The 23,665-nt window shown below is 71.2% G+C and carries 18 protein-coding genes and 1 pseudogene; 10 read left to right on the top strand and 9 right to left on the bottom strand.

The features are described from left to right. Window positions 1-51 precede the first annotated feature (51 nt). Entirely contained in the window at window positions 52-1,140 is a 1,089-nt protein-coding gene (locus AAFN86_RS18465) for an AI-2E family transporter (RefSeq protein ID WP_347544910.1), read from the bottom strand. 240 nt (window positions 1,141-1,380) lie between these two features. On the opposite strand from AAFN86_RS18465, the gene otnI reads away from it, so the two are divergent. Next, window positions 1,381-2,160, top strand: coding sequence for a 2-oxo-tetronate isomerase (gene otnI, locus AAFN86_RS18470; protein WP_347544911.1), 780 nt, complete (start codon window positions 1,381-1,383; stop codon window positions 2,158-2,160). 27 nt (window positions 2,161-2,187) lie between these two features. Here the strand turns inward: otnI and AAFN86_RS18475 are convergent, their stop codons facing one another. Next, complete coding sequence (locus tag AAFN86_RS18475) at window positions 2,188-2,742, bottom strand: hypothetical protein (RefSeq protein WP_347544912.1); 555 nt, start codon at window positions 2,740-2,742, stop codon at window positions 2,188-2,190. A gap of 211 nt (window positions 2,743-2,953) precedes the next feature. Between AAFN86_RS18475 and AAFN86_RS18480 the strand changes: the two genes are divergently transcribed. Continuing rightward, on the top strand, window positions 2,954-3,838 hold the full coding sequence (locus AAFN86_RS18480; RefSeq protein WP_347544914.1) for a 2-hydroxy-3-oxopropionate reductase: 885 nt from the start codon (window positions 2,954-2,956) through the stop codon (window positions 3,836-3,838). 283 nt (window positions 3,839-4,121) lie between these two features. After that, window positions 4,122-5,000 (top strand): helix-turn-helix transcriptional regulator, encoded by an 879-nt coding sequence (locus tag AAFN86_RS18485; RefSeq protein WP_347544915.1) that lies wholly within the window; start codon window positions 4,122-4,124, stop codon window positions 4,998-5,000. A 122-nt stretch (window positions 5,001-5,122) separates the two neighbouring features. Here AAFN86_RS18485 and AAFN86_RS18490 read toward each other — a convergent pair whose 3' ends face one another. Together AAFN86_RS18490 and AAFN86_RS18495 are read right to left on the bottom strand one after the other, a co-directional pair. Then, on the bottom strand, window positions 5,123-6,268 hold the full coding sequence (locus tag AAFN86_RS18490) for a GNAT family N-acetyltransferase (protein ID WP_347544916.1): 1,146 nt from the start codon (window positions 6,266-6,268) through the stop codon (window positions 5,123-5,125). Between the two features lie 12 nt (window positions 6,269-6,280). Further along, window positions 6,281-7,753 (bottom strand): hypothetical protein, encoded by a 1,473-nt coding sequence (locus AAFN86_RS18495; RefSeq protein WP_347544917.1) that lies wholly within the window; start codon window positions 7,751-7,753, stop codon window positions 6,281-6,283. Window positions 7,754-7,977: 224 nt separating this feature from the next. On the opposite strand from AAFN86_RS18495, the gene AAFN86_RS18500 reads away from it, so the two are divergent. The 4 genes from AAFN86_RS18500 to AAFN86_RS18515 all read left to right on the top strand — a co-directional run bounded on the left by AAFN86_RS18500 (window position 7,978) and on the right by AAFN86_RS18515 (window position 12,136). Beyond that, complete coding sequence (locus AAFN86_RS18500; RefSeq protein ID WP_347544918.1) at window positions 7,978-8,940, top strand: alpha/beta hydrolase; 963 nt, start codon at window positions 7,978-7,980, stop codon at window positions 8,938-8,940. Window position 8,941: 1 nt separating this feature from the next. Next, on the top strand, window positions 8,942-9,754 hold the full coding sequence (locus tag AAFN86_RS18505; protein WP_347544920.1) for a hypothetical protein: 813 nt from the start codon (window positions 8,942-8,944) through the stop codon (window positions 9,752-9,754). A 68-nt stretch (window positions 9,755-9,822) separates the two neighbouring features. Further along, the gene (locus AAFN86_RS18510) at window positions 9,823-10,794 is read left to right on the top strand and encodes a tripartite tricarboxylate transporter substrate-binding protein (RefSeq protein ID WP_347544921.1); all 972 of its coding nucleotides are present in this window, start codon (window positions 9,823-9,825) and stop codon (window positions 10,792-10,794) included. Between the two features lie 100 nt (window positions 10,795-10,894). Beyond that, entirely contained in the window at window positions 10,895-12,136 is a 1,242-nt protein-coding gene (locus tag AAFN86_RS18515; protein ID WP_347544923.1) for a glycosyltransferase, read from the top strand. Between the two features lie 204 nt (window positions 12,137-12,340). Here the strand turns inward: AAFN86_RS18515 and AAFN86_RS18520 are convergent, their stop codons facing one another. Next, on the bottom strand, window positions 12,341-13,774 hold the full coding sequence (locus AAFN86_RS18520) for an NAD(P)/FAD-dependent oxidoreductase (protein ID WP_347544924.1): 1,434 nt from the start codon (window positions 13,772-13,774) through the stop codon (window positions 12,341-12,343). A 79-nt stretch (window positions 13,775-13,853) separates the two neighbouring features. Between AAFN86_RS18520 and AAFN86_RS18525 the strand changes: the two genes are divergently transcribed. After that, the gene (locus tag AAFN86_RS18525; RefSeq protein ID WP_347544926.1) at window positions 13,854-14,312 is read left to right on the top strand and encodes a nuclear transport factor 2 family protein; all 459 of its coding nucleotides are present in this window, start codon (window positions 13,854-13,856) and stop codon (window positions 14,310-14,312) included. 16 nt (window positions 14,313-14,328) lie between these two features. On the opposite strand, the gene AAFN86_RS18530 is transcribed toward AAFN86_RS18525, so the two are convergent. Next, window positions 14,329-14,901, bottom strand: coding sequence for a hypothetical protein (locus AAFN86_RS18530; RefSeq protein ID WP_347544927.1), 573 nt, complete (start codon window positions 14,899-14,901; stop codon window positions 14,329-14,331). 72 nt (window positions 14,902-14,973) lie between these two features. Beyond that, window positions 14,974-16,128, bottom strand: coding sequence for an amidohydrolase (locus AAFN86_RS18535; protein ID WP_347544929.1), 1,155 nt, complete (start codon window positions 16,126-16,128; stop codon window positions 14,974-14,976). Here AAFN86_RS18535 and AAFN86_RS18540 point away from each other — a divergent pair. Then, window positions 16,127-18,061: an autotransporter assembly complex family protein gene (locus AAFN86_RS18540; protein ID WP_347544931.1), complete on the top strand. Its 1,935-nt coding sequence runs from the start codon at window positions 16,127-16,129 to the stop codon at window positions 18,059-18,061. The two genes, AAFN86_RS18535 and AAFN86_RS18540, sit on opposite strands and share 2 nt — an antisense overlap. Window positions 18,062-18,063: 2 nt before the next feature. Beyond that, window positions 18,064-21,858 carry a translocation/assembly module TamB domain-containing protein gene (locus AAFN86_RS18545; RefSeq protein ID WP_347544933.1) on the top strand — a complete coding sequence of 1,265 codons (3,795 nt, stop codon included), beginning with the start codon at window positions 18,064-18,066 and terminating at the stop codon, window positions 21,856-21,858. A 458-nt stretch (window positions 21,859-22,316) separates the two neighbouring features. On the opposite strand, the gene AAFN86_RS18550 is transcribed toward AAFN86_RS18545, so the two are convergent. Together AAFN86_RS18550 and AAFN86_RS18555 are read right to left on the bottom strand one after the other, a co-directional pair. Further along, window positions 22,317-23,441 (bottom strand): OmpA family protein, encoded by a 1,125-nt coding sequence (locus AAFN86_RS18550; protein ID WP_347544934.1) that lies wholly within the window; start codon window positions 23,439-23,441, stop codon window positions 22,317-22,319. A 121-nt stretch (window positions 23,442-23,562) separates the two neighbouring features. Continuing rightward, a pseudogene (locus AAFN86_RS18555) lies at window positions 23,563-23,665 on the bottom strand (IS5/IS1182 family transposase); the annotation flags it as partial.

Below are 23,665 nucleotides of genomic sequence, written 5' to 3' on the forward strand. Positions count from 1 at the left end.
CGTTTCCCGGCGCCGGGCCTTGTGGACCGGCCTTTGGACGGAAGCCCGCGGCTATAGGGCCGGCGGGGACGGCGTGGAAGGGGCTTGCGGCCCCTCCTCCACCCCGCTGGCGAATTGAAGCAGAAGCGTATAGCCGACCGCCAGCACCACGGGCCCGAGGAACAGCCCGAGGAAGCCGAAGGCCAGCACGCCGCCCAGCGCGCCCATCAGCGTCAGCAGCAGCGGCAGGTCCGCCCCGCGGGCGATCGCCCAGGGACGGATGATGTTGTCGACCGAGGAGATCACCAGCGCCCCGTACAGCGCCATGAAGATCCCCCACCCCGTCTCACCCTGGGTCAGCAGCCACAGGCTGGACGGGATCCAGATCAGCGGCGCACCGACCGGCATGATCGAGATGACCCCGGCAATCACCGCCAGCAGGATGGGCTGCGGCACGCCCGCGATCGACAGTCCGATCCCGGTCAGGATGCCCTGCGCCACGGCGGTGCCGACCAGGCCCCAGACCACGCCCCGCGTGACGTCGGCGGCAAGCGTCATCATCCGGATGCCGGTATCGCCGGCCAGCCGCCGCATGAGCGCTTGGGCGCGGTCCGCCATGGCCGGCCCGTCCCGGTAGAAGAAGAAGGCGAGCAGGATGGCGAGCAGCAGCTCCGCCAGCCCGGACAGCACCGCGAGCAGCACCGACAGCGCCTGCTGCGTCAGCGTCCCCGCATAGGGTCGCAGCAGCCCAGCGAGGCCGAGCAGGTCGAACTCCGCCTCCCCGATCCAGCTATGGATCCAGGGACCGACCACCGGCAGGCCGGACAGCCAGGCGCCGAGGCCGGGCAGCCCCTCGGTCAGCAGCGCCTCCAGGCTGACCCGCAGCGCCTCGACCTGTTCGCGGCTGGTCGGTGCGGCGAGCGCGATGGGCAGGCCGATCAGCAGGAACATGACCGCGACCATCAGCGCCGCGCCGATCCCGCGCGACAGCCGCAGCCGCTGGCAGACGAAGGTGAAGACCGGCCAGGTGGAAAAGGCGAGGATCACCGCCCAGAGCAGCGCCGAGATGAATGGCCGCAGCACCAGCAGGCAGGCCGCGGCAAGCCCCGCCAAGGCCGCCATCCCGATGATGCGCGCCGCGCGCGGAGTATCCATGGGCATGGCGCCATCCTGCCCGAAGCCCTGATCGGAGGCGAGCCCGGGGCAGTCAGCCGCGACCTGCCGGCAGCAGGGCAAACCCCGCCCGGGATTGGCAAGCGTCGGGGCGGGCGGCGCTGCGGTTCCGCCGCCGACGGAAGCGTCGCGCGCCGTTTTCAGGACGCCGTCGTCACCCTGCCGGGTGATTCCACCCGGACGCGATCTGCTCTAGCCTGCCGCACGACCTTTGGGAGACATGCCGGAATGCCTCGCTTCGCCGCGAACCTCTCGATGATGTTCAACGAGGTGCCGTTCCTCGACCGTTTCGCGCTGGCCGCGAAGGCGGGGTTCAAGGCGGTGGAGTTCCTGTTTCCCTATGATTTCCCGGCCGCCGAGATCGCCGCGCGACTGCAGGACAACGGCCTGTCGCAGGTGCTGTTCAACGCGCCGCCGGGCGACTGGACGAAGGGCGAACGCGGCATCGCCGCCCTGCCCGGCCGCCAGGGCGAATTCCGCGACGCCATCGCGAAGGCGCTCGAATACAGCACGGCGCTGCAATGCCCGCGTCTGCATGTGATGGCGGGGCTGGCGCCGGAAGGCGTGGCGCATGACACCATGACGGCCGTCTACGGCGCGAACCTGGCATGGGCAGCGGACCAATGCGCCAAGGCCGGCGTCAAGCCGATCATCGAACCGATCAACCACCGCGACATCCCCGGCTTCTTCCTCAACACCACCGACCAGGCGGCGGCGATCATCGCGGCGGTCGGGCCGGAGCGGCTGGGGATGCAGTTTGACCTGTATCACTGCCAGATCACCGAGGGCGACGTGGTGAAGCGCGTCGAGAAGCACTTGCCGCTGATCGCGCACATGCAGGTGGCCGACAATCCGGGCCGCAACGAACCCGGCACGGGCGAGGTCAACTGGCCCTTCGTGTTCGACCGCATCGACGCGCTGGGCTTCCGCGGCTGGATCGGCTGCGAGTATCGCCCGGCGGGAAACACGGAGGCCGGGCTGGGGTGGGCCAAGCCCTACCTGGCGTGACGCGGTCGCACGCCCGCGCGTTCTGCTTCAGCGCCCCGGTCCGCGGGCGTTGAGGCGGGCAGCGGGGCGCGGGGGCGGGCGGGCAGCCTCGCAATCCTGCGCGAAGGCGGTCAGTGCCCGCACCAGCGTATCGCGCTGCACCGATACGCCCACCATGCCGCCGACCACGACCCGGATATCGGTGCCCGCGGGCTCCGGATAATCCGTTCGCGCCTGGGCCAGGGCGGCGCGGAAGGCGTTGCGGTCGACGCGCAGGCGCAGCCGGTCCTCGCGGTAGTCGACCGGCCAGGCGCGCACCTCGGTATAGCCACCCATCGGATCGCCGAAGCCAAGGCTCACCTGGGTTCCGGGCTGCGCCTGCACGCCGGTCACCGCCATCGTCCAGCTCTGCGGCGTCGGGCAGCCCAGTTCGAGCGCAAGCGTCGCAAAGGACAGCCCCAACCCGGTGCCGAGCACCGATATCAGCGGCTGGCCGGTGTCGGCCTCCTGCAGGCGGACAATGCTGTCCTGCGCGGCGGCCGGCTGGCCGGCGCAGATCATGGCAAGAGCCGCGAGGCGGCGGATGGCGTCGATACGGTGCATTTTTTGCCCGTCCGAAAGGCTTCAAGTCCGTATCAATATAGCGTTACTGCCGATCAGATTCATATTTTTTGGTGCACTGACGCAGAATTCGCACATCTGTTCGGCTTCGGCGCGGGGCAGGTTCCCCCGCCCGGAGGGCTCGGCTATCTCTCCGCAGCGGGCCAGAAGGGCGGCGTCCCGCGCCGCAGCGGCCGAACACGGAGTGAAATGCATGAAGATCGCCTTCATCGGCCTCGGCATCATGGGCCGCCCCATGGCCGGCCATCTCAAGGCCGCCGGCCATGACATCACCGTGGTCGAGCGCGCCAGCCTGACCGCCGAGGACCGCGCCGCCTTCGCCGTCGCCCCCGACGCCGCCGCCGCCACCGCCGGTGCCGAGGTCGCCATCCTGATGGTGCCCGACACCCCCGATGTCGCAGCCGTGCTGTTCGGCGCGAAGGGCGTGGCCGAGGGGCTGAAGCCGGGCACGCTGGTCATCGACATGTCCTCGATCAGCCCGACCGCCACCAAGGGTTTCGCCGAGAAGATCGCCGCCAGGGGAGGCGACTATCTCGACGCCCCCGTCTCGGGCGGCGAGGTCGGTGCGAAGCAGGCCAGCCTGACCATCATGGTCGGCGGGTCCGACGCCGCCTTCGCCCGCGCCAAGCCACTGTTCGACGCCATGGGCAAGAACGTGACGCTGGTCGGGCCGGTGGGCGCGGGGCAGACCTGCAAGGTCGCCAACCAGATCATCGTGGCGCTCACCATCGAGGCCGTAGCCGAGGCGCTGACCTTCGCCTCCAAGGCAGGCGCCGATCCGGCCAAGGTGCGCCAGGCGCTGATGGGCGGCCTTGCCACCTCGCGCATCCTGGAACTGCATGGCGAGCGGATGATCAAGCGGACCTTCAACCCGGGCTTCCGCATCCGGCTGCACCAGAAGGACCTGAACCTGGCGCTGTCGGCCGGGCGGGACCTGGGCGTGGCGTTGCCCAACACCGCCTCGACCCAGCAGTTGTTTGCCGCGGTCGCGGCGGCCGGCGGGGCGGAACTCGACCATTCCGGTCTGGTGAAGGCACTCGAGACGCTCGCCGCCCACAAGGTTGCCGAGGACGCCTGAACGCCATGGCGGACCGCCCGCGCAGCAACGCTGCGTCGGCGGTCCGGTCGGACGACAGACATCGCGGGCCGAACCGGTTCCCGCGGTGACGGCGCGCGCCCCAATGCCGCGCCGTCGCGCCGCCCGCGACCCCGTCCGCGGAAAATCGGACGGTCACGCAGGAGGTCTCGCCACTCACTTGTCGGTGCGGGCAACGGGCCCAGGGCCGTGCCGTGAGATTTTGTCTCGGAAATCGTGCCGATACCAGGTAATCTGACCCAGTCTCGCCCACGGGAGGGTTGCAATGCGATTCGCGGAAATCGGCCAGCAATTGAGAGCCTATCGGCTGGAATCCGGCTTGCGGGCCGAGGAGATCGCCGCACGGCTCGGCGTGTCGCGCGCCGCCCTGTATCGCTACGAAAAGGGCGAGGTGATCAAGCTCGACACCATTCGCCGCCTCGCCGAACTGCTCAAGATTTCGCCGCTGTCGCTGCTGGGCATCGGCGTCGAGTATTTCGGGCGCCCCGCCGCTTTCCAGGAGCGTCTGCGCCAGGTGGAGGAGCAAGCCGACCAGGTCCTGCAGGTGGGTGGCGGCATGTGCTACCCGGTGGCGACCGAGGCCTTTGACGGCGCGCTCAGCGAGGCCTGGACCGAACACGCGGATGCCAGCCCCGATCGACTGCTCGCCCGGACCCAGGTCGAACAGATGCTTGGCCTGCTGACGGCGCGGAAGAAGCTGCAGCAGTCCCGCAAGCCCAACATCATCGCCCTTCTCGGCGAAGCGACCATCGCGCGCCTGCTCACCGACGGCGTCGCCGGCGGCCTGCAACTGTCGGAACGCGCGCGGATCCGGTGCCGCCTTGCGGCACGTTCCGAAGCCGAGGCCATCGCCAACCAGATGGAGACGGTTCCGATCGGCCTCCAACTCGGCCTGATTGCCGGATCCGAACCTTCGGGGCCCTTCATGGTGCTGCGCGGGCGCGAACGCGCCCATGTCGTCGGCAGCGCCTTCGCCCCGGACGCCCACCCGACCGCCGCCGCGGGCGTCGCCTTCATCACCGCCGCGGATGAGGCGGTGGGAACCCACCAGCGTGTGGCCGAGGCCGCCTGGCGCGATGCGCTGAAGGGCGGCGAGGCGGCTGCGCGGCTGCGCGAACTGATCCGGGTGCACGCGGCGTCGTAGGGCGACGGGTCCGGGCGCTCCGGAATTGGAAGGGAGCGCCCTGCCTGGATATGTCGCCGGGGCGCGAAGGCGGCCGATGGCGTGGCCACTTCAACACTGCGCCCGGCGCCAGCGCCGGGCCGTCACAGCACCTTGCGGGCCTCCATCACATCCGCATCCTCGGCGCTGACGCGAAGCCCGAAGCCGAGGGCGCGCATGAAGGCCAGCATCGGCCGGTTTTCCGCCAGCACCTGGCCGACGATCTCGGTCATGCCGACGCTGCGGCCCCATTCGAACAGCCGTTCCATCAGGTGCCGGGCCAACCCCTGCCCTTTCCAGGTCGGGTCCACGATGACGGCGAACTCGCCGCTTTCGCCACCCGGTTCACGGATCAGGCGGGACACGCCGACCGTCAGGTCCGCAGCGCCGTCGACATGCTCCACGGCGACGAAGGCCATTTCGCGGTCGTAGTCGATCTGCGTCATGCGGGCGATCTGCGCCGCGCTGAGTTCCGTCATCGCCGAGAAGAAGCGGTAGCGCACATCCTCCAGGGTCAGCCGCCGGAAGGCCTCGGCATGCGCCGCGGCGTCCTCGGGCCGGATCGGGCGGACAAGCACCGACCGCCCATCCTTGCCGCGCCAAACGCGCGCCAACTCCGCCGGATAGGGCGGGATTGCCAGCAGCGACGCCACCCCCGCCGGGCGCAGCATCAGCGACGCATCGAGCGCAAGTACACCGTCAGCATCGGCCGCCAACGGATTGATTCCGCAGAATTCAATCTCCGGAAAATCCACCGCGATCTGGGACAACCGGACCAGCGCATCGGCAATCGCCGGGATATTGGCCGGCGGGTGGTCCCGCCAACCGTCGAGCAGCCGTGCGGTCCGGGTCTGGCGGATCAGCGAGTGCGCCAGCGGCAGGTTCAGCGGCGGCAGGTCGAAGCCGTCATCCGGGTCGATATCCGCCGCGGTGCCGCCCCGGCCGAAGGAGATCCACGGCCCGAACATCGCATCATCGGCAAGGCGCAGCCGCAGTTCCTGCGCCCGCCCGGCCTGGCGTTGCACCAGAAAGCCGGTCAGCCGCGCGGCGGGGCGCAGCGTGGCGACGCGCGCGGCCATCGCCTCGGCCGCCGCGCGCACCTGGGCAGCGCTGGTGAGGCCGAGCGCCACGCCCCCCACCTCCGTCTTCCGCGAGATATCGGGGCTGAGGATCTTCAGCACCACCGGGAAGCCGAGCATTGCGGCGGCGTCGCCGGCCTCCTCCGGCCCGGCGACGCCGCGGCCCGGCACCGTCGGGATGCCCTAGGCGGCGAGCACCGACAGGGCTTCTTCCTCCGTCAACTCGCGCCGGCCGGCGGCGCGGGCGGTGGCGAAGATGCGCGCCACCCGGACGCGGTCGGGCGCCAGGTCCAGCACCGCGCGCGACGGCAATTCGGCCGCGGCGACGCGGTTGCGGCGGTCCTGCGCCAGATGCAGGGCGCCACGCACGGCGGCCTCGGGGGTGGGAAAGACCGCGACGCCGGCCTCGGCCAGCCGGGCGCGCTGGGGGCCCGCGGTGGCCTGGCCGGGCCAGCCAACCAGGATCGGCGCGCCACGGCTGGCCTTCACCGCAGCCGCCAGGGTTTCCCGCACCACGTCAGGGCTGCCGCCGGGTTCCGGTGCGTGCAGGGCAACGACGGCATCGACGCCCGGGAGGCCGGCGAGCATGGCGGCCGCCTCGCCCAGCCGGGCCGCCGAACCAGGCCCGAGGGCAAGCGGATTGCGACCGGTCCAGCCATCCGGCAGGCCGATCGCAACGGCCGCCAGGGCCTCGTCGCCAATCTCGGCGAGCCGCCCGCCGCCGGCCAGTGCGGCATCCGAGGCGAGGCTGCCGAGGCCGATGCCGTTGGTCACCACCGCGATCCTGTCCCCCGCCCCGGCCAGCGGCCGCGAGGAGACGCGCACCTTGGCCAGCGTCTCGGCGGCGGACAGTAAATCCTCGAGGCCGGCGACGCGCAGCACCCCGGCACGGCGCAGCGCGGCTTCCATCACCGCATCGGCCTGCCCCGAGGCATCGGCAAGCCGCCCGCCGGCGCGGATGGCGACCACCGGGCGGGTGCGCGCCGCGGCCCGGGCGGCGGAGATGAACATGCGCCGGTTCTTGATGCGGCGGATGTCGAGCAGGATGGCCCCGGTCCCCGGGTCGCGCGCCAGCCAGTCGAGCGCGCCGGCGAAGCCCTGGCCCTGATTGCCGCCGATGCCGATGACATGGGTGAAGCCCACCGCCTCGGCCGCCGCCCAGTCGAGCACGGCGCGCGCGATGGCCGAGGATTGCGTCACCAGCGCCAGCCGCCCCTTGGCCGGGGGAATGTGCGACAGCGTCGCGTTCAGGCCGATCCCGGGCACGGCGAGGCCGAAGGACCCCTGCCCCAGCGCGCGCATGCCGCTGCGCCGCTCCAGCGCCGCCAGGTCCGGCGCCGGGCCGGGCACGACCGCCGCGTGGCAGCCCCGCGCGGCCAGGGCGATCATCGCCGGCTCCAGCCCATCGGGCGGCAGGCAGAGCACGGCGAGGTCGGGGGCAACCGGCAAGGCGGCGATGTCGGGGATCGCCTCGAAGCCCTCCGGCGCGGCGCCGACCGCCATCATCCGCCCGCGGAAGCCGCCGGCGGCGAGGTTGCGCGCGAGGATCGGCGCCTCGGCGCTGCCCTCCCCGCTGACCAGCACGAGGCTGGCCGGGTGGAACAGCGCAGCGGGGCGAAACCCCGCACGCGGGGCAAGGGAGAGTGTATTCAGCATTGTGCAGTGCAACATGGCGATGTGCGGCCATCGCCGCAACCGCGGTTTCGTTTCACCGTCGCGCGGCATCTTGCCGGTTTTGCCCGCGCGGCTTCCACTGCGATGCCTCGATATGCCGTTGATGGTGGAAGGCACTGTAGCGTCGGGCTGCTGCGAGGATCCTCACCGACCGGCCTTGTCCGGCCGTGCGGACCCGCGGCAGCCGCGCCTTGAAGGATGATGGAATGAGCCAGGACCGCTGGGACCCCGAGATGCGCGCCTTCACCGCCATGATGGAGGAGCGCGGCCGCGCCTTCCCACCGATCCGGCTGGAATTGCCACTGGATGACGCGCGGCGTTCGAATGACGGTCCGGGGCTGGCGCTGGCGGCGGCGGGTGGGCCGGCGATGGCCGAGAGCGGCGACCGATGGTTGTCCGTGCGTGGGCGCCGCCTGGCCTGCCGGGTCCATCGCCCCCGCACCGACGCGGCACTGCCGGTGATGGTCTACATCCATGGCGGCGGCTGGGTCTGGGGCAGCATCGACACGCATGATCACATCATGCGGTCCTACGCCGCCGGTGGGGATTGCGCGGTGGTCGGGCCGGATTACGCGCTGTCGCCCGAGGCGCCCTTCCCCCAGGCGCTGGAGGAATGTGCCGCGGTGGTGCGCTGGGTGGCGAAGAACGGCGCGGAATGGGGGTTGGACCCGTCGCGCATCGTGATCGGCGGGGATTCGGCGGGCGGCAACCTGGCGCTGGCGGTGGCGCTGCTGCTGCGGCAGACCGACCCCGACCTGAAACTCACGGGCCTGCTGCTGAACTACGGCGTGTTCGATTCACGGCTGGATACGAAATCCTATGACGAATTCGCCACCGGCCACACGCTGACGCGCGACAAGATGGATTTCTACTGGCGCTGCTATGCCCCGCGGGAGGCGGACCGGATGCATCCCCTCGCCGCGCCGCTGCGCGCGGATCTCGCGGAACTCGCCGCGATGCCGCCCTGCCTGATGCATGTCGCGGAACTCGACGTGCTATCGGGCGAGAACTTCGCGATGGAGAAGCGACTGCGCGAGGCCGGTGTCAGCGTGGAAGCGAAGACCTTCCCCGGCGTGCTGCACGGCTTCCTGCGCGCGATCGGGCATGTGAAGGCGTCGGACCAGGCGGTGGCGGATGGGGGGGCGTGGCTCCGGCGGGTCTATCGCTGAGATGGCGGCGTCATCATCCAAAGGCACCGGATGGCGCGCCGCCGTCTTCAGGATTCAGAACGCCATCCTGCGGTTCATACTCCGCGTCAATATTGCCTGGACGCTGGTGTTCCTGGCATTTCCCCTGGTGGGCTCCAGCCCCGCCGCCGGTGGCGTCTTCACAGCAGCACTGGTGGTTGCGGTGCTGTCCCACCTGATTCGGAGACGGCGCTACCTCCCTTTTGCCATCGGCGGCATGGTGCTGGCGGTTGGCATCGCGATGCTCGTATTCGTGATCGGGACGGGCGCCGTTTGGCCAGCCACGCTTCTTGACCTCCCGATCGAAGCAACTCGGCAAGGCGGATCGCGCCCCAGCATTCGGTCGCACTTGGTTGAGGACCTGCAGGCGGCTGGCGGTTCGCGCTTCTTGATCTCACTGGGCGCCGCCGGGCTCACGATGCAGGCTGGGATCTTCCTGATCCTGTCGAGCGTGAACAACCGCTACATGCGCGGCGAGATGCGGTTGCTGGAGGAGGCGGACATCCTGGGACCATTCCGCTTCCTGATGTACGTGGCTCTGCCACTCTTCCCCCTCGTCCTGGCCTTCGTGCCATTGACCTTCGGTCTGCTGAACAAGGCGCCGCCTCCGGACGTCACGGCGGCCCTGGCCTCCGGTGGATGGCGCTTTGCGGCGGCGGGGGCGGTGTTCATGACAACCGTCGGCGCATTGCTCGTCGCCGGCACGATCTGGTGGTTGTTGAACGCCATCGAGATGCGCGAGGAAGCATTGCGTTCGCGCAGCAATCGAACCGAAGGCGACGCAGCCCTGTCCTGAAGCCCCTGGCCGCGCGATTGCGCCGGGTCTAGGAACCGCCCCACCGAACCGAGAAACGGGACCGTCCAATGACCCAGATCGCTCGCCGCGCTGCCCTTGCCGGGCTCGGCACCATGCTCGCCGCCCCAGCCCTGCGCGCGCAGGGCTGGCAGCCGACGCGCCCCATCCGCATCATCGTCACCTACCCGCCCGGCGGGGTGAACGACATCGTCGCGCGCATCGTCGCCGAGCCGCTGTCGCGCGAACTCGGCCAGCCCGTGGTGGTCGAGAACCGCGCGGGTGCCGGCGGCAATATCGGCACGCAGGTCACCGCCCAGGCCGAGGCGGATGGGCTGACCATCCTGCTCGGCACCACCGCGCTGTTCGGGGTGAACCCGGTCGTCTATGCGAGCACCGGCGTCGATGCGCTGCGCGACTTCACCTCGATCGGCCTGATCGGCGAGGTCGCCAATGTGCTCTCGGTGATCCCCGGCAAGGTCGAGGCGACGACGCTCACCGCCTTCATTGAGGAAGCCAAGCGCCGCCCGCTGGTCTTCGGGTCGGTCGGCAACGGCTCCTCCTCGCATCTTTCCGCTGCCGTCTTCATGAAGATGGCGGGGATCGAGGCGACCCACGTGCCCTATCGCGGCTCCTCCCCGCTGGTTGCCGCCATGCTTGCGAAGGATGTCGATTTCGGCTTCGACACCACGGCGACCTCGACCGCGCATATCCGCTCCGGCGCCTTCCGCGCGCTGGCGGTGACCACCACCCGCCGCGCCAGCGCGCTACCGGATGTGCCGACCATGGCCGAGGCCGGGCTGCCGGGCTACGACCTCGGCATCTGGTTCAACCTCGGCGTGGTGAAGCGCACCCCCGCCCCGATCGTGGCACGGCTGCGCGAGGCGATGGCGCACATCGCCACGCCGCAGAACGGCGATCGCCTGCGCACCGCCTTCGTCGAGCCGATCTCGGTGCCCGCAGCCGAAGGCGATGCCTGGATCGCGGCGAGTGCGATGCGCTGGCAGGCGATCGCGCGGGACATGCGGCTGAGCGCGGATTGAACACCAGCCGCGCAAGGTGGTGGCCTGTGCGGGTGGTGCCCCGGGTCGAGGTGGGCACGGTCGCGCGGCTTGATGCCCGCCGGCAGGCTGGAACCTGCCGGTGAACCCGCCCGTCTCGGTCGTCGTTCCCGTCTATAACGGGGAGCGCCTGCTGGCGAAGTGCCTGCACTCGATCACCGCGCAGACGCTGCGCGACATCGAGATCATCTGCGTCGATGATGCAAGCACCGACGGCACCCCCGCCATCCTGCGCGCGCTGGCGCAGGAGGATGCGCGCATCCGCATCCTGACCCACGCCACCAACCAGGGCGTCGGCCCCGCCCGCAATACCGGGGTGCGGGCCGCACGCGGCGACTACATCGCCTCGGTGGACAATGACGATTTCATCGACGCCGACATGCTGGCCACCCTGCACGCAACCGCCCTTGAAGGTGATTTCGACGTCGTGTGCTGCGGCGCCCGCGTGATTGATGAAGCCGGGCGGGTGATCGACACCTGGATCCGCCCCGATGCGACGGTGATCGTGGCGGACCGCCACCGCGACCTGTTCGACCTGATGGATCCGACGGTGTGGAACAAGCTGTGGCGGCGGTCGATCTACACCGACCATGACATCTGGTTCGCCGGCCAGACGCGCCACGACGATCTCGGCTGGACCTACCGCGCCCTGATGCAGGCCAGGCGCATCCGCACCCTTGGCCACGCCTACTACAACTACCTGCTGCGGCCGGACTCGCTGTCGCATGGCTTCGACATCGCGCATCTCGTGGACCATGTCGTGACCTTCGAGCGGATGCGCGAGGCGATGATCGCCGCGGACCTGGTCCGCGACAACGCCGCGTCCTTCGCCCGCGCGGTGCATGGCGCCCTGTCGCACCACGCGCACAAGGCGCGCGACGCCGGGCCGCCGGGCGAGGAGACGCTGCGCCACCTGCGCTGCGTCCTCGCCATCAAGCGAGCCTATCTGGCGCCGGGCCGGCCGGAGGAGGCGCTGATGGACGCCGCGCAGATCGCCACCGCGATCGACCTGCCGCCGGAGGTCGATCGCGACATCGTCCTGCGCGAACGCGATGCCGCCCTGCGCGACCGCGAGGCGGCGATCCGGGACCGCGACGCAGCACGGGCGGAGGCGGGTCGCGACATCGCCGCGCGCGATGCGGAGATCGGCCGGATGAAGGCGCATCTGCGCGACCTTGCGGCGTTGCCACGCGGGCCCCGCGCGCCGCTGAGGGCCCTGGCCGCGCTGCGGATCATGGTCGGACAACTGACCGGGCGGCGGCGAATGGTCCGCCGCGGGGCGCGCCTGCGCATAGCGCTGCGGCGGCTGGGGATGGGCGGCTGATCCCGGCGGCCCATCGAGCGGCCTCGGGGGTCGGAAGGAAGCGATGCTGCCCGTCCGGTTCCCCGGACAAGGCCAGGCGCGGCGGGCGTTTAGAGCAGGATCCGTTCGCTTTCGCTCACGCGTCCTGCTCCATGCCTTTGTTTGATCGTGTGATTCGCATCTCCGGTGAGTCCACCTGCGGCGATCACGCTTTGGGGCCGTGGCCTACAGCGCCACGCCGGGCCATTCGTCGCCCGCGATCTCCGGCTCGTCGAAGGCCGCATGCCGCGCGGCGTGCTGCCCAATGTCGGCGGCGAGCAGCCTGGCGCAGATGCCCCGCGCCAGCGTCTGCGCGCCGGCACTGATCGCCGGAATGTCGCCAGTCAGCTTGCCGTGGCTGAGCGTCGCGGCGAAGTTGAAGCAGTGCAGCCGCGCCAGATGCGGGGCGCTGCCCGGCACCCGCTCGGTGAAGGCGAAGGCGCCGTCGAGCCAGGGGTTGAGCCCGAGCGCCGCATCGCGTTCCGCCGCGGGCGGGTCATAGGCGTCGCGCCACAGGCGGATCTGCCGCGCCATGGCGCCGAGTTCCGGTCGCAGCGCCGCATCCTGCAGGAAGCCGGTGCCGAGGATGGTGAAGTCGGCGCGCACGACGCCGCGCGGCGTCGCCAGCAGCAGGGCATCGCCGTCGCGCGTGACGGCCTCGACCCCCGCGCCGGTCAGCAGGGTCGCATGGGCATGGGCGGCGACGCGGCGCACGCTTTCATGCGGCGGCGGCGTCTGGCGGCGTTCGACCGACAGGGCGAGGCGCCAGCGCCATTCCGCCGGCAGGTCGTGCCAGCCATGCCAGATGCCGCGCCCGTCCAGCGCCTTGCCGGAATTGACCCGCGGCAGGGCACTGCGTCGCAGCAGCATGGTCAGGCGGCCGCAGCCGCCCTCCAGCGCCTCGGCGGCATTGTCGAAGGCCGAGGCGCCAGCGCCGATGACGACCACATGCCTGCCGGCCAACGCGGCGAAATCCACCGCATCGGCCGAATGCGCCCACAACGTGCCGCGCCAGCCCGGCTCGAAGCCCGGCAGGATGCGCGGTCCGCCCAGGCCGTCGCGCCCGGTGGCCAGCACGACATGCCGCGCGAAGACCGTCCCGCTATCGGACAGCGTCAGGCGGAACAGCGCGCCATCCGGTTCGATGAGCGCCACGCCGACCCCGCTGCGGACATCCAGCCCCGATACGCGGCGGTACCAGCGCAGGTAGTCCATCCACATCGGCGTCGGGATCTTGCCCAGTGCCTCCCAGCCGGCGGCGCCGTGCTGCGCCTCATGCCAGGCGCGGAAGGTGAGGTCCGGCAGCGACAGCGCCGGGCCGGCGAGCTGCTTCGGGCTGCGCAGCGTGCGCATGCGGGCATAGGTCGCCCAGGGGCCTTCCTCGCCGGCAGGCGCGGGGTCGAACAGGGTGACGCGCGGCACCCCGTCCCGCTTCAGCGCGAAGCCGGCCGACAGCCCGGCCATGCCGGCGCCAAGGATGGCGACGTCGAGCGCCGGGGAGCCATCGGGCGCGATGGTCGGCGGTACCCAGTCGCTGGAGGGCTCCTGGAGGCGTTCGAGGCTTTCGGCGAGGCGGCCCTCGAGTACGAGGAGGCCGGGCGCGGTGTCGTGCTGCATCATCCGGGATTACCCGGTCGGTGTGTCGCGCGGAAGCGCCGAGGGCTGCCTATACTGGCGGATGACGAAGGGGGACTGTGCAGTGACCAGCATTGAGGACCGCCTGCGCGCGGTGGAGGACCAGCTCGCCATCGCCGACCTGCGGGCGCGCTACTGCCATCTGCTCGATGACCGGCAATGGCCCGCCTTCATCGACCTGTTCACCGAGGAGGGCGTGTTCGAGGGCCTGTCCGCCGTGCGCGGCCGCGCTGCGCTGACCGAATTCTTCGCCCATTGCGTCCCCGCCATGACCGAGGAGTTCTGGCATTTCTGCTCGAACGGCACGGTGGTGCTGGACGGGGATCGCGCGACGGGGCGGATCTCGATGGAATACCTGTCGGTGATGAAGGGCGTGTCCTACGTCTCGGCCGGGCATTACGACGACGAGATGGTGAAGCAGGACGGCGTCTGGCGCTTCGCCGCGCGGCGGCTGACCTTCTACTTCCTGGCGCCGCTGCATGAAGGCTGGGCGGGGCGGCCGTTCCACAACCCGGCCGCCTGACGGCGCGGCCCCGCCCCTATCGCAGAAGGCCGCCATAGGAATAGGGCGTCAGGCCGTTCCCGGCATCGGATCGGCCAATGAACTGGCGGGGAAGGCTGTCGAACAGCGCCACCTGGCCGGTATGCGGCAGGAAGACCGCGGCATCTGGGACCGAGCCATTGCGCAGTTCCAGGCGCCAATCGACGGGCGCACAGGGCGCGAGTTGCCGCGTGCCGGCGATGATGGCGTCCTGATACTGGGACTGCTCGGGATTGACGCCGATCATGCCGGCCGCGAACAGCACGGCGTCGATCGGGCGTTGGTCGAGACACTGGATCATCACCGCGACGCCGCGCAGGACCTCATTCGGATCGACCTCCGCGGCGTAGTGCCCCAGCGCCCCGTTGCCGTCGATCGTGCGGATCACGATGATGACGCAGGTGATGGCGCCCGAGGTCGTCAACACAGTATCGAGCCCAGCGCGCTGGCTGACCCAGAAGCCGCCCATGCCCGCCTCGCCATTCTGCCGGAACGTCAGGTCCCAGCCTGCGCGAAAGATCGCCCCGGCCGCCTCGGGCTCCGCTTCGGCATCCACGATGGTCAGCGGCATGGGATCGATCCTCGCGCATTGCGCGATGATCTTGCCGCCGATGCACCAATTTGGCGAGGTCTGCCGCGCGGGTCAGTCCTTGCCCGCCAGCGCCCGCTTCGCCGTCTCGGCCAGGAAGCCTGCCGCGGTCGGCAGGACCTCGTCGTTGAAGTCGTAGCGCGGGTGGTGGAGTTCGCGCCCGTTCTCCGCCGGACCATTACCGATCCAGACGAAGGCGCCGGGGACGTATTTCAGGTACCAGGCGAAATCCTCCCCGGTCATCGCCGGGGCCATGTCGCGGCGGACCTCGGTCACCGCGGCGGCGGCCTCGGCGGCCAGGTCGCGCTCGGCCGGGCTGTTCGCCGTGACCATCACGCCGGCGCGGAAGGAGAAGGTCGCCTCCACGCCATAGGTCGCGGCGATGCCATGGGCGATGCGCGACAGGCCTTCCTCGATGGTCGCCTGGTCCTCGTCGCGCAGCCAGCGGGCGGTGCCCTTCAGCGTGACGCGGGCGGTGATCTGGTTCTGCGCCTCGCCGCCCTCGACGACGGTGACCGACACCACGCCGCCGGTCAGCGGATCCAGGTTGCGGGCGACGATGGATTGGATGGCGACGATCGCATGCCCCGCGGCGATCATCGGGTCGCGCGTCAGGTGAGGCAGGGCGGCGTGGCCGGCGTGGCCATTGAAGACGATCTCGAATCGCGCGCCGGCGGCCATCACGGCGCGGTCATGCACGGCGATGGTCCCGGCCGGCAGGCCCGGCCAGTTGTGCCAGCCGAAGATGCGCTCCATCGGAAATTTTTCGAACAGCCCATCGGCGATCATCTTCAGCGCACCGCCGCCGCCTTCTTCCGCCGGCTGGAACACCAGCCGCACGGTGCCGGTCCAGTTCGGGTCGTCGATCAGCATCTTCGCGGCACCGAGCAACGCCGTGGTGTGCCCGTCATGGCCGCAGGCATGCATCACGCCTGGATTCGTCGATTTCCAGGGCAGGTCCTCATTCTGCTCCTGGATCGGCAGCGCATCCATGTCGCCGCGCAGCCCGACCGAGCGGTTGCCGCCGCCGCGCCGGATCGTCGCAACCACCCCATGGCCGCCGACGTTCTCGGCAATGTCGGTGAGGCCCATCTCCTTCAGGCGGGCGACCACGAAGGCCGCGGTCTCCCCTTCGTGAAGCGTGAGGCCGGGGTTGGCGTGCAGATGGCGGCGCCAGGATGTAAGGGTCGCGGCGAGATCGGTGTGCATGATTCCGGAAGCCTATCCCGCCACGTTGCGACTCACCACTGGCCTTGGCGCAATTGCTGCGCTCGGCGCATGGCTTTGGCTCGTGCCCGCCCTGGCGCAGGACGACCAGGCCCAGCCGCGCGACGCCGAGGCCCCGCCCGCGCCCGGCGAGGACCCGCCCGAACCGCCCGGCCTGCCCTACACCGCCGAGGTGACGGCACCCGACAACCCCGACCTTGCCAGCCTCGGCCAGGCTGTGGCGCAGACTGTCACGCTGCGTGAACGGGCGCCGACCGACGCCTTCGGCCTGATCGGCCGCGTGCGGGCCGACCTGCCACGGTTGCAGGAAGCCCTGCGGGCGGAAGGCTATTGGGGCGGCCAGGTTGCCGTCACCATCGATGGCCTGGCGCCCGACGATCCCGCCCTGCCGTCCAGGCTCCAGGCCGCGAGCGCTCCGGTGCCGGTCGCCTTCACCCTCACCCCGGGTCCGCGCTACGGCATCGGACGCGTCGCCGTCACCGCCGAACCCGCTGAATTCGCCCCCGTGGTGCGCGACGCCGCCCGCCAGGCGGGCCTGACCGAAGGCGACCCGGCCCGCTCCGAGGCCGTGCTGGCCGCCGAGACGGCGATGCGCGACGCGCTGCGCAACCTCGGCCATCCGCTGGCCGCGGTGGCGGGGCGCGAGGTCACGGTCGATCATGACCGCCGCGCGATGGACATCGCCTGGCGCTTCGCCCCCGGCCCGCGCGCCCGCTTCGCCTCCCCCGAGGTGACCGGCCAGACCCGCACCGACACCGGCCTGCTGCGTCGCACCGCGGCCCGGCAGATCGAAGGCCGGGATTATTCCCCGGCCGCGCTCGAACGCGCACGCCGCGCGCTGGTGTCGCTCGGTGTCTTCGACAGCGTGCGGGTGGAGGCCGGCACGACGGTTGGGCCGGACGGCACGCTGCCGATCGCCTTCGTGGTCAGCGAGCGCCCACTACGCGCGATCGGCGGTTCGGTGGCCTACGAGACCAATTTCGGCCTCGCCGTCAGCCTGTTCTGGGAACACCGCAACCTGTGGGGCGGTGCGGAGCGCCTGCGGCTGGAGGCCGAGGCGTCCCGCATCTCCGATGGCAGTTTCGGCAACGCCACCTACCGCACCTTCGCGACGCTGACCCTGCCGGAACTGTGGCAGCAGGACATCCAGCTGGTCACCCGCATCGGGGCGGTGCGGGAGAATCTCGAAGCCTATGACCGGGAGGCCGTCGTCGCCTCGGCGATCGCCCAGCGGCGGCTGACCGACCGGCTGACCGCCCAGGCCGGCCCGACCTTCGAGACCGGTCGCATCGGCCGCTATGGCGATCTGGAGGAGTATACGCTGGCCGGCTTCGTCACCGGGCTGCGCTACGACACCACGACCAGCCTGCTGAATCCGACCAGCGGGTATCGCATCAACCTCAACGCCACGCCGTATTACTCGCTGCTGGATGGCACGACCTATGTGCGGCTGCTGGGGACAGGCAGCATCTATCTCGACCTGTCTGGCGACCAATCGGGGGTGCTGGCGCTGCGCGGCTCGGTGGGCTCGGCGCTGGGGGCGAGCTTCGACCAGATCACGCTGGACAAGCGCTTCTATGCCGGCGGCGGCGGGTCGGTGCGCGGCTATACCTACCAGTCGATCGGGCCGCGCGATGCGGGCAACCGGCCGCTCGGCGGGGCCAGCCTGCTGGAACTCAGCGCCGAATGGCGTCAGCAGATCTCGGGTCCATGGGGCGCGGTCGCCTTCGTCGATGCCGGCACGGTCAGCGAGGACCAGACGCCCGGCACCGGCACGCTGCGCGTCGGCGTCGGCGCGGGGCTGCGGTATCTCACGACGATCGGGCCGATCCGCGTCGATATCGGCGTGCCGCTGAACCCGCAGCAGGGCGATCCGGCCTATGGTCTGTATGTCGGAATCGGGCAGGCCTTCTGAAGATGCGACGCACCCTGCGCATTGCCGCCTTCGTATTGCTGGGACTGCCGGTGCTGCTGCTGGTCGCGATCACCGGCGCGCTGGCCTGGGCGAATACGGAGGCCGGCCGCACGACGATTGCGCGGCTCGCCTCCGATGCCGTGCCCGGCCTGACGATCGAACGGCTCGGCGGCCACCTGCCGTCCAGCCTCGGCATCGGCCGGCTGGTCATGGCCGATGCCGATGGCCCCTGGCTGGAATTGGAGGATGCGCGGATCGCGCTCGACCTGCCGGCGCTGCTCGGCCGGCAGGCGCGGATCACCGCGCTAAGCGCGCGGCGCGTCACCCTGCATCGCCTGCCGCCGGCGACCGAACCGGCCCCGCCGGCCGCCCCCGATGCGCCGCTGATCCCTGCCCTGCCCTCCCTGCCGGTCGATGTCCGGCTGGACCGGCTGGCGGTGGAACGGATCGAACTGGGCGCGCCCGTCGCGGGCGTGGCGGCCATGCTGGCGGCGGAAGGCGAGGCGCTGTTTGCCGCCGGGCGACTATCCGCGCGGCTCGATGTCCGGCGGCTCGATGCGCCGGCCGAGGTGAAGCTGACCCTCGACCTCGCCCCCGGCGCCGATAGGCTGGCGGCGCGGCTGGAAGCGCGTGAACCGCCGGGCGGGCTGCTGGCGACGATGCTCGGCCTGCCCGACCGCGCGTCCGAGGCGCTGCTGACCCTGGACGGACCGGCGACGGGCGCACGGCTCGACCTGCGCGCGACGCTCGGCCCGGACATCATTCTGACCGCCAATGGCGATGTGCGCGCCGCGCCGGATGGTGCAGCCGGGGCGCGGCTCGCCATCGAGGTCGCCGCCGCGCCTTTGCTGCCCGAGGATCTGCGCGCCGTCGCCATGCCGCTGGCGCTGACGCTCGATGCCGGGATCGACGCCGCGAAGAAGGTCGCGCTGCGCGGACTGACGCTGCGCGGACCCTTCGGCCAGGTAGTGGCGGACGGCAGCGCCGATCTCGCGGCAGGGACGCTCGACCTCGGCGCGCGGATCGAGGCCGTCGGCAGCGCGGCGTTCGGCGCGCTGCTCCCCGATGCCGCGCGTTGGGAGGCCCTGCGCGCCCAGGCACGCGCCACCGGGCGGATGGCGGCGCCGACCGTCACGCTGGATGTCGCGCCGGAAGGCTTCGGCAGTGCCATTCCCCAGGTCGTGGCCGCGCTGGGCTCGGCGCCGCGCCTCGCGCTGCGCGCCACCCTGCCCGACCGGATCGAGACGCTGACGCTGGAGGGCGCTTCGCTGCGCGTCACCGCCGAGGGCACCGTCGGCGAGACGTTGGATGCCACGCTGCGCGCGACCATCGCCGATCTCGCGCCGCTGGTGCCGGGACTGGCCGGCGGGGTGCAGGCAGAACTGCGCGCCACCGGCGCGCGCGGCGATCCCTCCCTGGCCCTGACCGCGCAGGGCGAAAGGCTGGAACGCGAGGGGCAGGTGCTCGAGGGGCTCGCGCTGGATCTGCGGGTCGCGACGCCGCTGTCAGCGCCGCGTGCCGAGGGAACCCTGCGCGCCACCTATGCCGGGTTGGCGGTCGCGCTCGACCTGCGCGGCCTGCCCGAGGGCGAGAAGCTGCGGATCGAGGCGCTGACCGCAGGTTTCGGCTCGGCGCGGCTCGCGGGCCAGGGATTGTTGGACCCGCAGGCGGCGACCTTCGTCGGCGAGGCGACGCTCGATGTGCCCGACCTCGCACCTTTCGCCGCCCTGGCGGGCACGCCGATGGCCGGGCGCGTCGCGCTGCGTGCCGCGCTCGACCTGCGCGACGGGGTGCAGGGCTTCGATGCGACGCTGGAGGTTCCACAGGCGACCATCGCCGGCACGCCGCTTGGCGGCACGCTGAAGGCGGCGGGCACCTTGGCGGCGCTGGAAGCATCGCTGGAGGCGCGCGCGCAGGATGCCCGGCTGACCACCCGCGCCCGCGTGACCCAGGACGGCGGGGCGCGTCGCGTCGAGGTCCCGGAACTACTGCTGCGCCGTGGCGCCGACAGCCTGCGGACCACGGCGCCGGCGCGCATCCTGGTCACCCCGGATGGCGGCGTGACGATCGAGGCCCTGGCGCTGACCACCAGCCGCGGCGGGGCGCTGCGCGCGGAAGGGCGCTGGGGCCCGGCGCAGGCCGATCTGCGCGCCACGCTCGGCGCCTTGCCGGTGGCCGGACTGGCCGCGCTGGCCTCGCCGGATCTGGCGGTGGAAGGCACGATCGGCGCCGAGGCGCGCATCACCGGGCCGGTCGCCGATCCCTCGGCACGGTTCAGGCTGGAAGCGAGCGGCCTGCGCTACACCGATCCGGCGCTGCGCGGCCTGCCCGCGGGGCGTGTCGTCGTCGAAGGCACGGCAGGCGCGCGTGCCGCGGATATCCGGCTGGAGGCCAATGCCGGCACCGCGCTGCGCGCCACCGGCACCGCGCGGCTGCCGGGCGGCTTCGCCGCCAGCGCGCCGCTCACGGCGCGGCTCGAAGCCAATTCCGACCTTGCCGCGCTGGCCGGGCCGCTGCTCGCGGCCGGGGCGCAGCGTGCCACCGGCCGGGCAAGCCTGCAGGTGGATGTAGCCGGCACGGTCGGCGCGCCGCGCGCCACCGGCCGCGCCAGCGTGGCGAACGGGACGTTCCGCGACCTCGCCCAGGGACTGACGCTGACCGGCATCGCGGCCGAACTGCGCGGCGAAGGCGACCGCGTGGTGATCGAACGCTTCGATGCGCGCACCCCAGGCGGCGGGACGCTCGGCGCCAGCGGTTCACTGTCGCCCGCCGCACCCGGCCTGCCGGCGGAGATCGCACTGACGGCGCGCAATGCGCGGCCGCTGCGGTCGGACATCATCACCGGCCTGTTCGACGCCGATCTTCGGCTGACCGGCCAGTTGCTGGACCAGGCGCGGCTCACGGGACGGATGGAGGTCCGGCGGCTCGACATCACGGTGCCGGAACGCCTGCCGCGCAGCGTGCAGCGCCTTGACGGCGTGCGCGAGACCGGACGTCGCCCCGCCGGCACGCCGCCGCTGGCACCGCCCGCACCGCCCGCCGCCGCATCCGGCGGGCCGAACATCACGCTGGAGGTGGAGGTCGCGGCACCGCGCGCCGTCTTCGTGCGCGGGCGCGGCATCGATGCGGAGTTCGGCGGAACGCTCGGCGTCGGCGGCAGCTTCGCGGCACCGCTCGTCACCGGCGGCTTGGCGCTGCGGCGCGGCGAGATCTCGGTGTTCGACCGCAGGCTGGATTTCCGCCGCGGCACCATCGCCTTCGATGCCGGGACGCTGGTGCCGAGCCTCGACTTCCTGGCCAGCGCGCGGGCGCGGGAGGTGACGGCCAATGTCACCGTCACCGGGCCGGCGAATGATCCGAAACTGGAATTCTCCTCCACTCCCGAATTGCCGCAGGATGAGGTGCTGTCCCGACTGCTGTTCGACCGGCGGGCGAGTGAGCTCAGCCCGTTCCAATTGGCGCAGCTGGCGCAGGTACTCGCCGGCGCGGCCGGCATCGACGTGCCGGGCGCGGGCGGCATCCTCGACCGCATCCGCCGGGCGCTCGCCTTGGACCGCCTGGCCGTGGGCAGCGACACCAGCCAGGGCAATGACAATCGCAACCAGGGCGCGACGCTGGAGACCGGGCGCTACGTTGCCGATGGCGTCTATGTCGGCGTGCGGCAGGGCACCGATGGCGGGCCACCGCGCGTCGGCGTGCAGGTGGATGTGCTGCCGCGGGTGCGGCTGCAGGCCGAGACGGGCGGCAACAGCAGCGCAGGGGACCGCCTCGGGGTGACGTTCGAGTTCGAATACTGAAACGCCGCGCGATCGCACGGGAAACGCGTGCCGGCTGGCCGCAATGCCATGGGCCAGCAGAGTTGCGTTGGTCGTGGGCGGAGGATTGGCCGGGCGCGGGCGGGAAACAGGTTGGAGGGGCCTTGCCCCTCCACGCCACCCCACCACAGGCTTGAGGCCTTTGGGAGCCGCCACTTGGCGCCGGGTGCGGCAGCCGAGACGCGTGCCTGGGACGGTGTTGACCAACGGTCGCCCCGCCAGCCGCCCGTCACCAGGTCGAGGTATCCGATGGCTTGGGGACGCTTCCGTTCGCACCGGCCCACGGCCCCGTCTTCAGCCCATTGTTTTCGCAACAAACGTCACCCGATCAGGTGGTTCCACCTGATCGGGATCCGCTCCAAGGCTTTGTTTGGGGTAGTCCGGAGTGGGGCAAAGCCCCTCTCCGGATTCCTCCAGCCGACGCGAAAGCGCCTGCTCGGTCAGCGCAGGATGATCTCCACACGCCGGTTCTGCGGCTCGCGGGTATTGTCCGGCGTCGCGACCAGCAGGTTGGTCTCGCCGAAGCCCTGCGCGACGATCTCCTGACGCGGCACGCCCAGCCGCACCAATTCGGCCGCCACCGCATTGGCGCGGCGGACCGACAGGCCCTGGTTGTACTGCGCCGAGCCCGAGGTGTCGGTGTAGCCATTGACCTCGATGCGGGTGACCGCCTGGCGGCTGCGCGCCTGCGCCGCCTCGGAGATGATCTGCCGCGCGCGGTCGTTCAGGTCCGCCCGGTTCCAGTCGAAGAACACCAGGAAGGTGCGCGCCGGCGTGGGGGCCACCGCGGGCGCGGGGGCCGGCGGCGGAGCGGCGCCGAAGGCATAGCGGACGCCGAGCAGGATGGAATGGTTGAAGTTATCCACCTCGACCGAGGTGCGGCGGACGACGCCATTGGCATTGCGCGCGCTGGCATCGAGTTCCGGCGAGAGCGTGCCGAAGAAGCGGTATTCCGCCGTGAGGGCAAGGCCGGGAACCGAGGAGATCGGCAGCGCGGCGCCGACGATGGCCTGGTAGGCGAAGCGGCCATCGGTACCGTCGATGCTGAATTGCGGCAGGGTGCTACCGGCGGTCTGCCGCGCCCGCACATTCACATTGTCGTATTCCTGCCAGGCGTAGCCGGCGCCGAGGCCGAGATAGGGCTGCACGGGCCAGTTCTGCGTGGCGCCGAAATCGTACAGCGCATTGACCATCATGCCGTAGGTCTTGGCGCGGCCGCCGGAGGTGCCGCCGAAGCCTCGCGCGGTGACCTGATCCACCTCGTTGTAGCGAAAATTGCCCTCCAGTTCGAGCCGCAGCCCGTTGCCGAAGCCCCAGCCAACGGACAGCACGCCCACGAAACCCATGTCGAAGGAGGCGTTGAAACGCCCGCTCGGCGTCAGGCCGAGGTTGTTCGGGTTCACATCCGAGGCATCGATGAAGCTCTGGAGGTTGCCGCCATCGGAATCGGTCAACCAGTTCAGGCCGGCGCCGCCGGCGATGTACAGGCCCGATACGGGCTGGGCGGACGCCGCCGCCGGCAGCGCCAGCATGGTCGCCGCGAGCAATGCATTCTTGAGGTTCATGGCATGGATCCCGTGGTTGATGAGCGGCCTGCGAAGCCGAACATCCAACCGCCGAGAGCGGCATGCGTTTCCTGCGACCGATATTCAGGCCGCGATATGTGGCGCTAGGTTCCGTGGACAGTTACCTGAGCCAAAGGATGGTGGCGGCGATGGTGACGACGGCGAGGAAGTTGCGGGCGGTCTTTTCGTAGCGTGTGGCGACGCGGCGGAACTGCTTGAGCTTG

This window comes from Roseomonas sp. CAU 1739 (assembly GCF_039839775.1).
In the GTDB taxonomy this organism is placed as follows: domain Bacteria; phylum Pseudomonadota; class Alphaproteobacteria; order Acetobacterales; family Acetobacteraceae; genus Neoroseomonas.

What these genes read in the sequence shown, in the direction of transcription:
- AAFN86_RS18485 (WP_347544915.1), top strand. Translation starts at nt 4,122, where the DNA reads ATGCGATTCGCGGAAATCGGCCAGCAATTGAGAGCCTATCGGCTGGAA.
- AAFN86_RS18530 (WP_347544927.1), bottom strand. Translation starts at nt 14,901, where the DNA reads ATGCCGCTGACCATCGTGGATGCCGAAGCGGAGCCCGAGGCGGCCGGG.
- AAFN86_RS18545 (WP_347544933.1), top strand. Translation starts at nt 18,064, where the DNA reads ATGCGACGCACCCTGCGCATTGCCGCCTTCGTATTGCTGGGACTGCCG.
- otnI (WP_347544911.1), top strand. Translation starts at nt 1,381, where the DNA reads ATGCCTCGCTTCGCCGCGAACCTCTCGATGATGTTCAACGAGGTGCCG.
- AAFN86_RS18495 (WP_347544917.1), bottom strand. Translation starts at nt 7,753, where the DNA reads ATGCTGAATACACTCTCCCTTGCCCCGCGTGCGGGGTTTCGCCCCGCT.
- AAFN86_RS18505 (WP_347544920.1), top strand. Translation starts at nt 8,942, where the DNA reads ATGGCGGCGTCATCATCCAAAGGCACCGGATGGCGCGCCGCCGTCTTC.
- AAFN86_RS18465 (WP_347544910.1), bottom strand. Translation starts at nt 1,140, where the DNA reads ATGCCCATGGATACTCCGCGCGCGGCGCGCATCATCGGGATGGCGGCC.
- AAFN86_RS18520 (WP_347544924.1), bottom strand. Translation starts at nt 13,774, where the DNA reads ATGATGCAGCACGACACCGCGCCCGGCCTCCTCGTACTCGAGGGCCGC.
- AAFN86_RS18550 (WP_347544934.1), bottom strand. Translation starts at nt 23,441, where the DNA reads ATGAACCTCAAGAATGCATTGCTCGCGGCGACCATGCTGGCGCTGCCG.
- AAFN86_RS18510 (WP_347544921.1), top strand. Translation starts at nt 9,823, where the DNA reads ATGACCCAGATCGCTCGCCGCGCTGCCCTTGCCGGGCTCGGCACCATG.
- AAFN86_RS18540 (WP_347544931.1), top strand. Translation starts at nt 16,127, where the DNA reads ATGATTCCGGAAGCCTATCCCGCCACGTTGCGACTCACCACTGGCCTT.
- AAFN86_RS18500 (WP_347544918.1), top strand. Translation starts at nt 7,978, where the DNA reads ATGAGCCAGGACCGCTGGGACCCCGAGATGCGCGCCTTCACCGCCATG.
- AAFN86_RS18475 (WP_347544912.1), bottom strand. Translation starts at nt 2,742, where the DNA reads ATGCACCGTATCGACGCCATCCGCCGCCTCGCGGCTCTTGCCATGATC.
- AAFN86_RS18480 (WP_347544914.1), top strand. Translation starts at nt 2,954, where the DNA reads ATGAAGATCGCCTTCATCGGCCTCGGCATCATGGGCCGCCCCATGGCC.
- AAFN86_RS18535 (WP_347544929.1), bottom strand. Translation starts at nt 16,128, where the DNA reads ATGCACACCGATCTCGCCGCGACCCTTACATCCTGGCGCCGCCATCTG.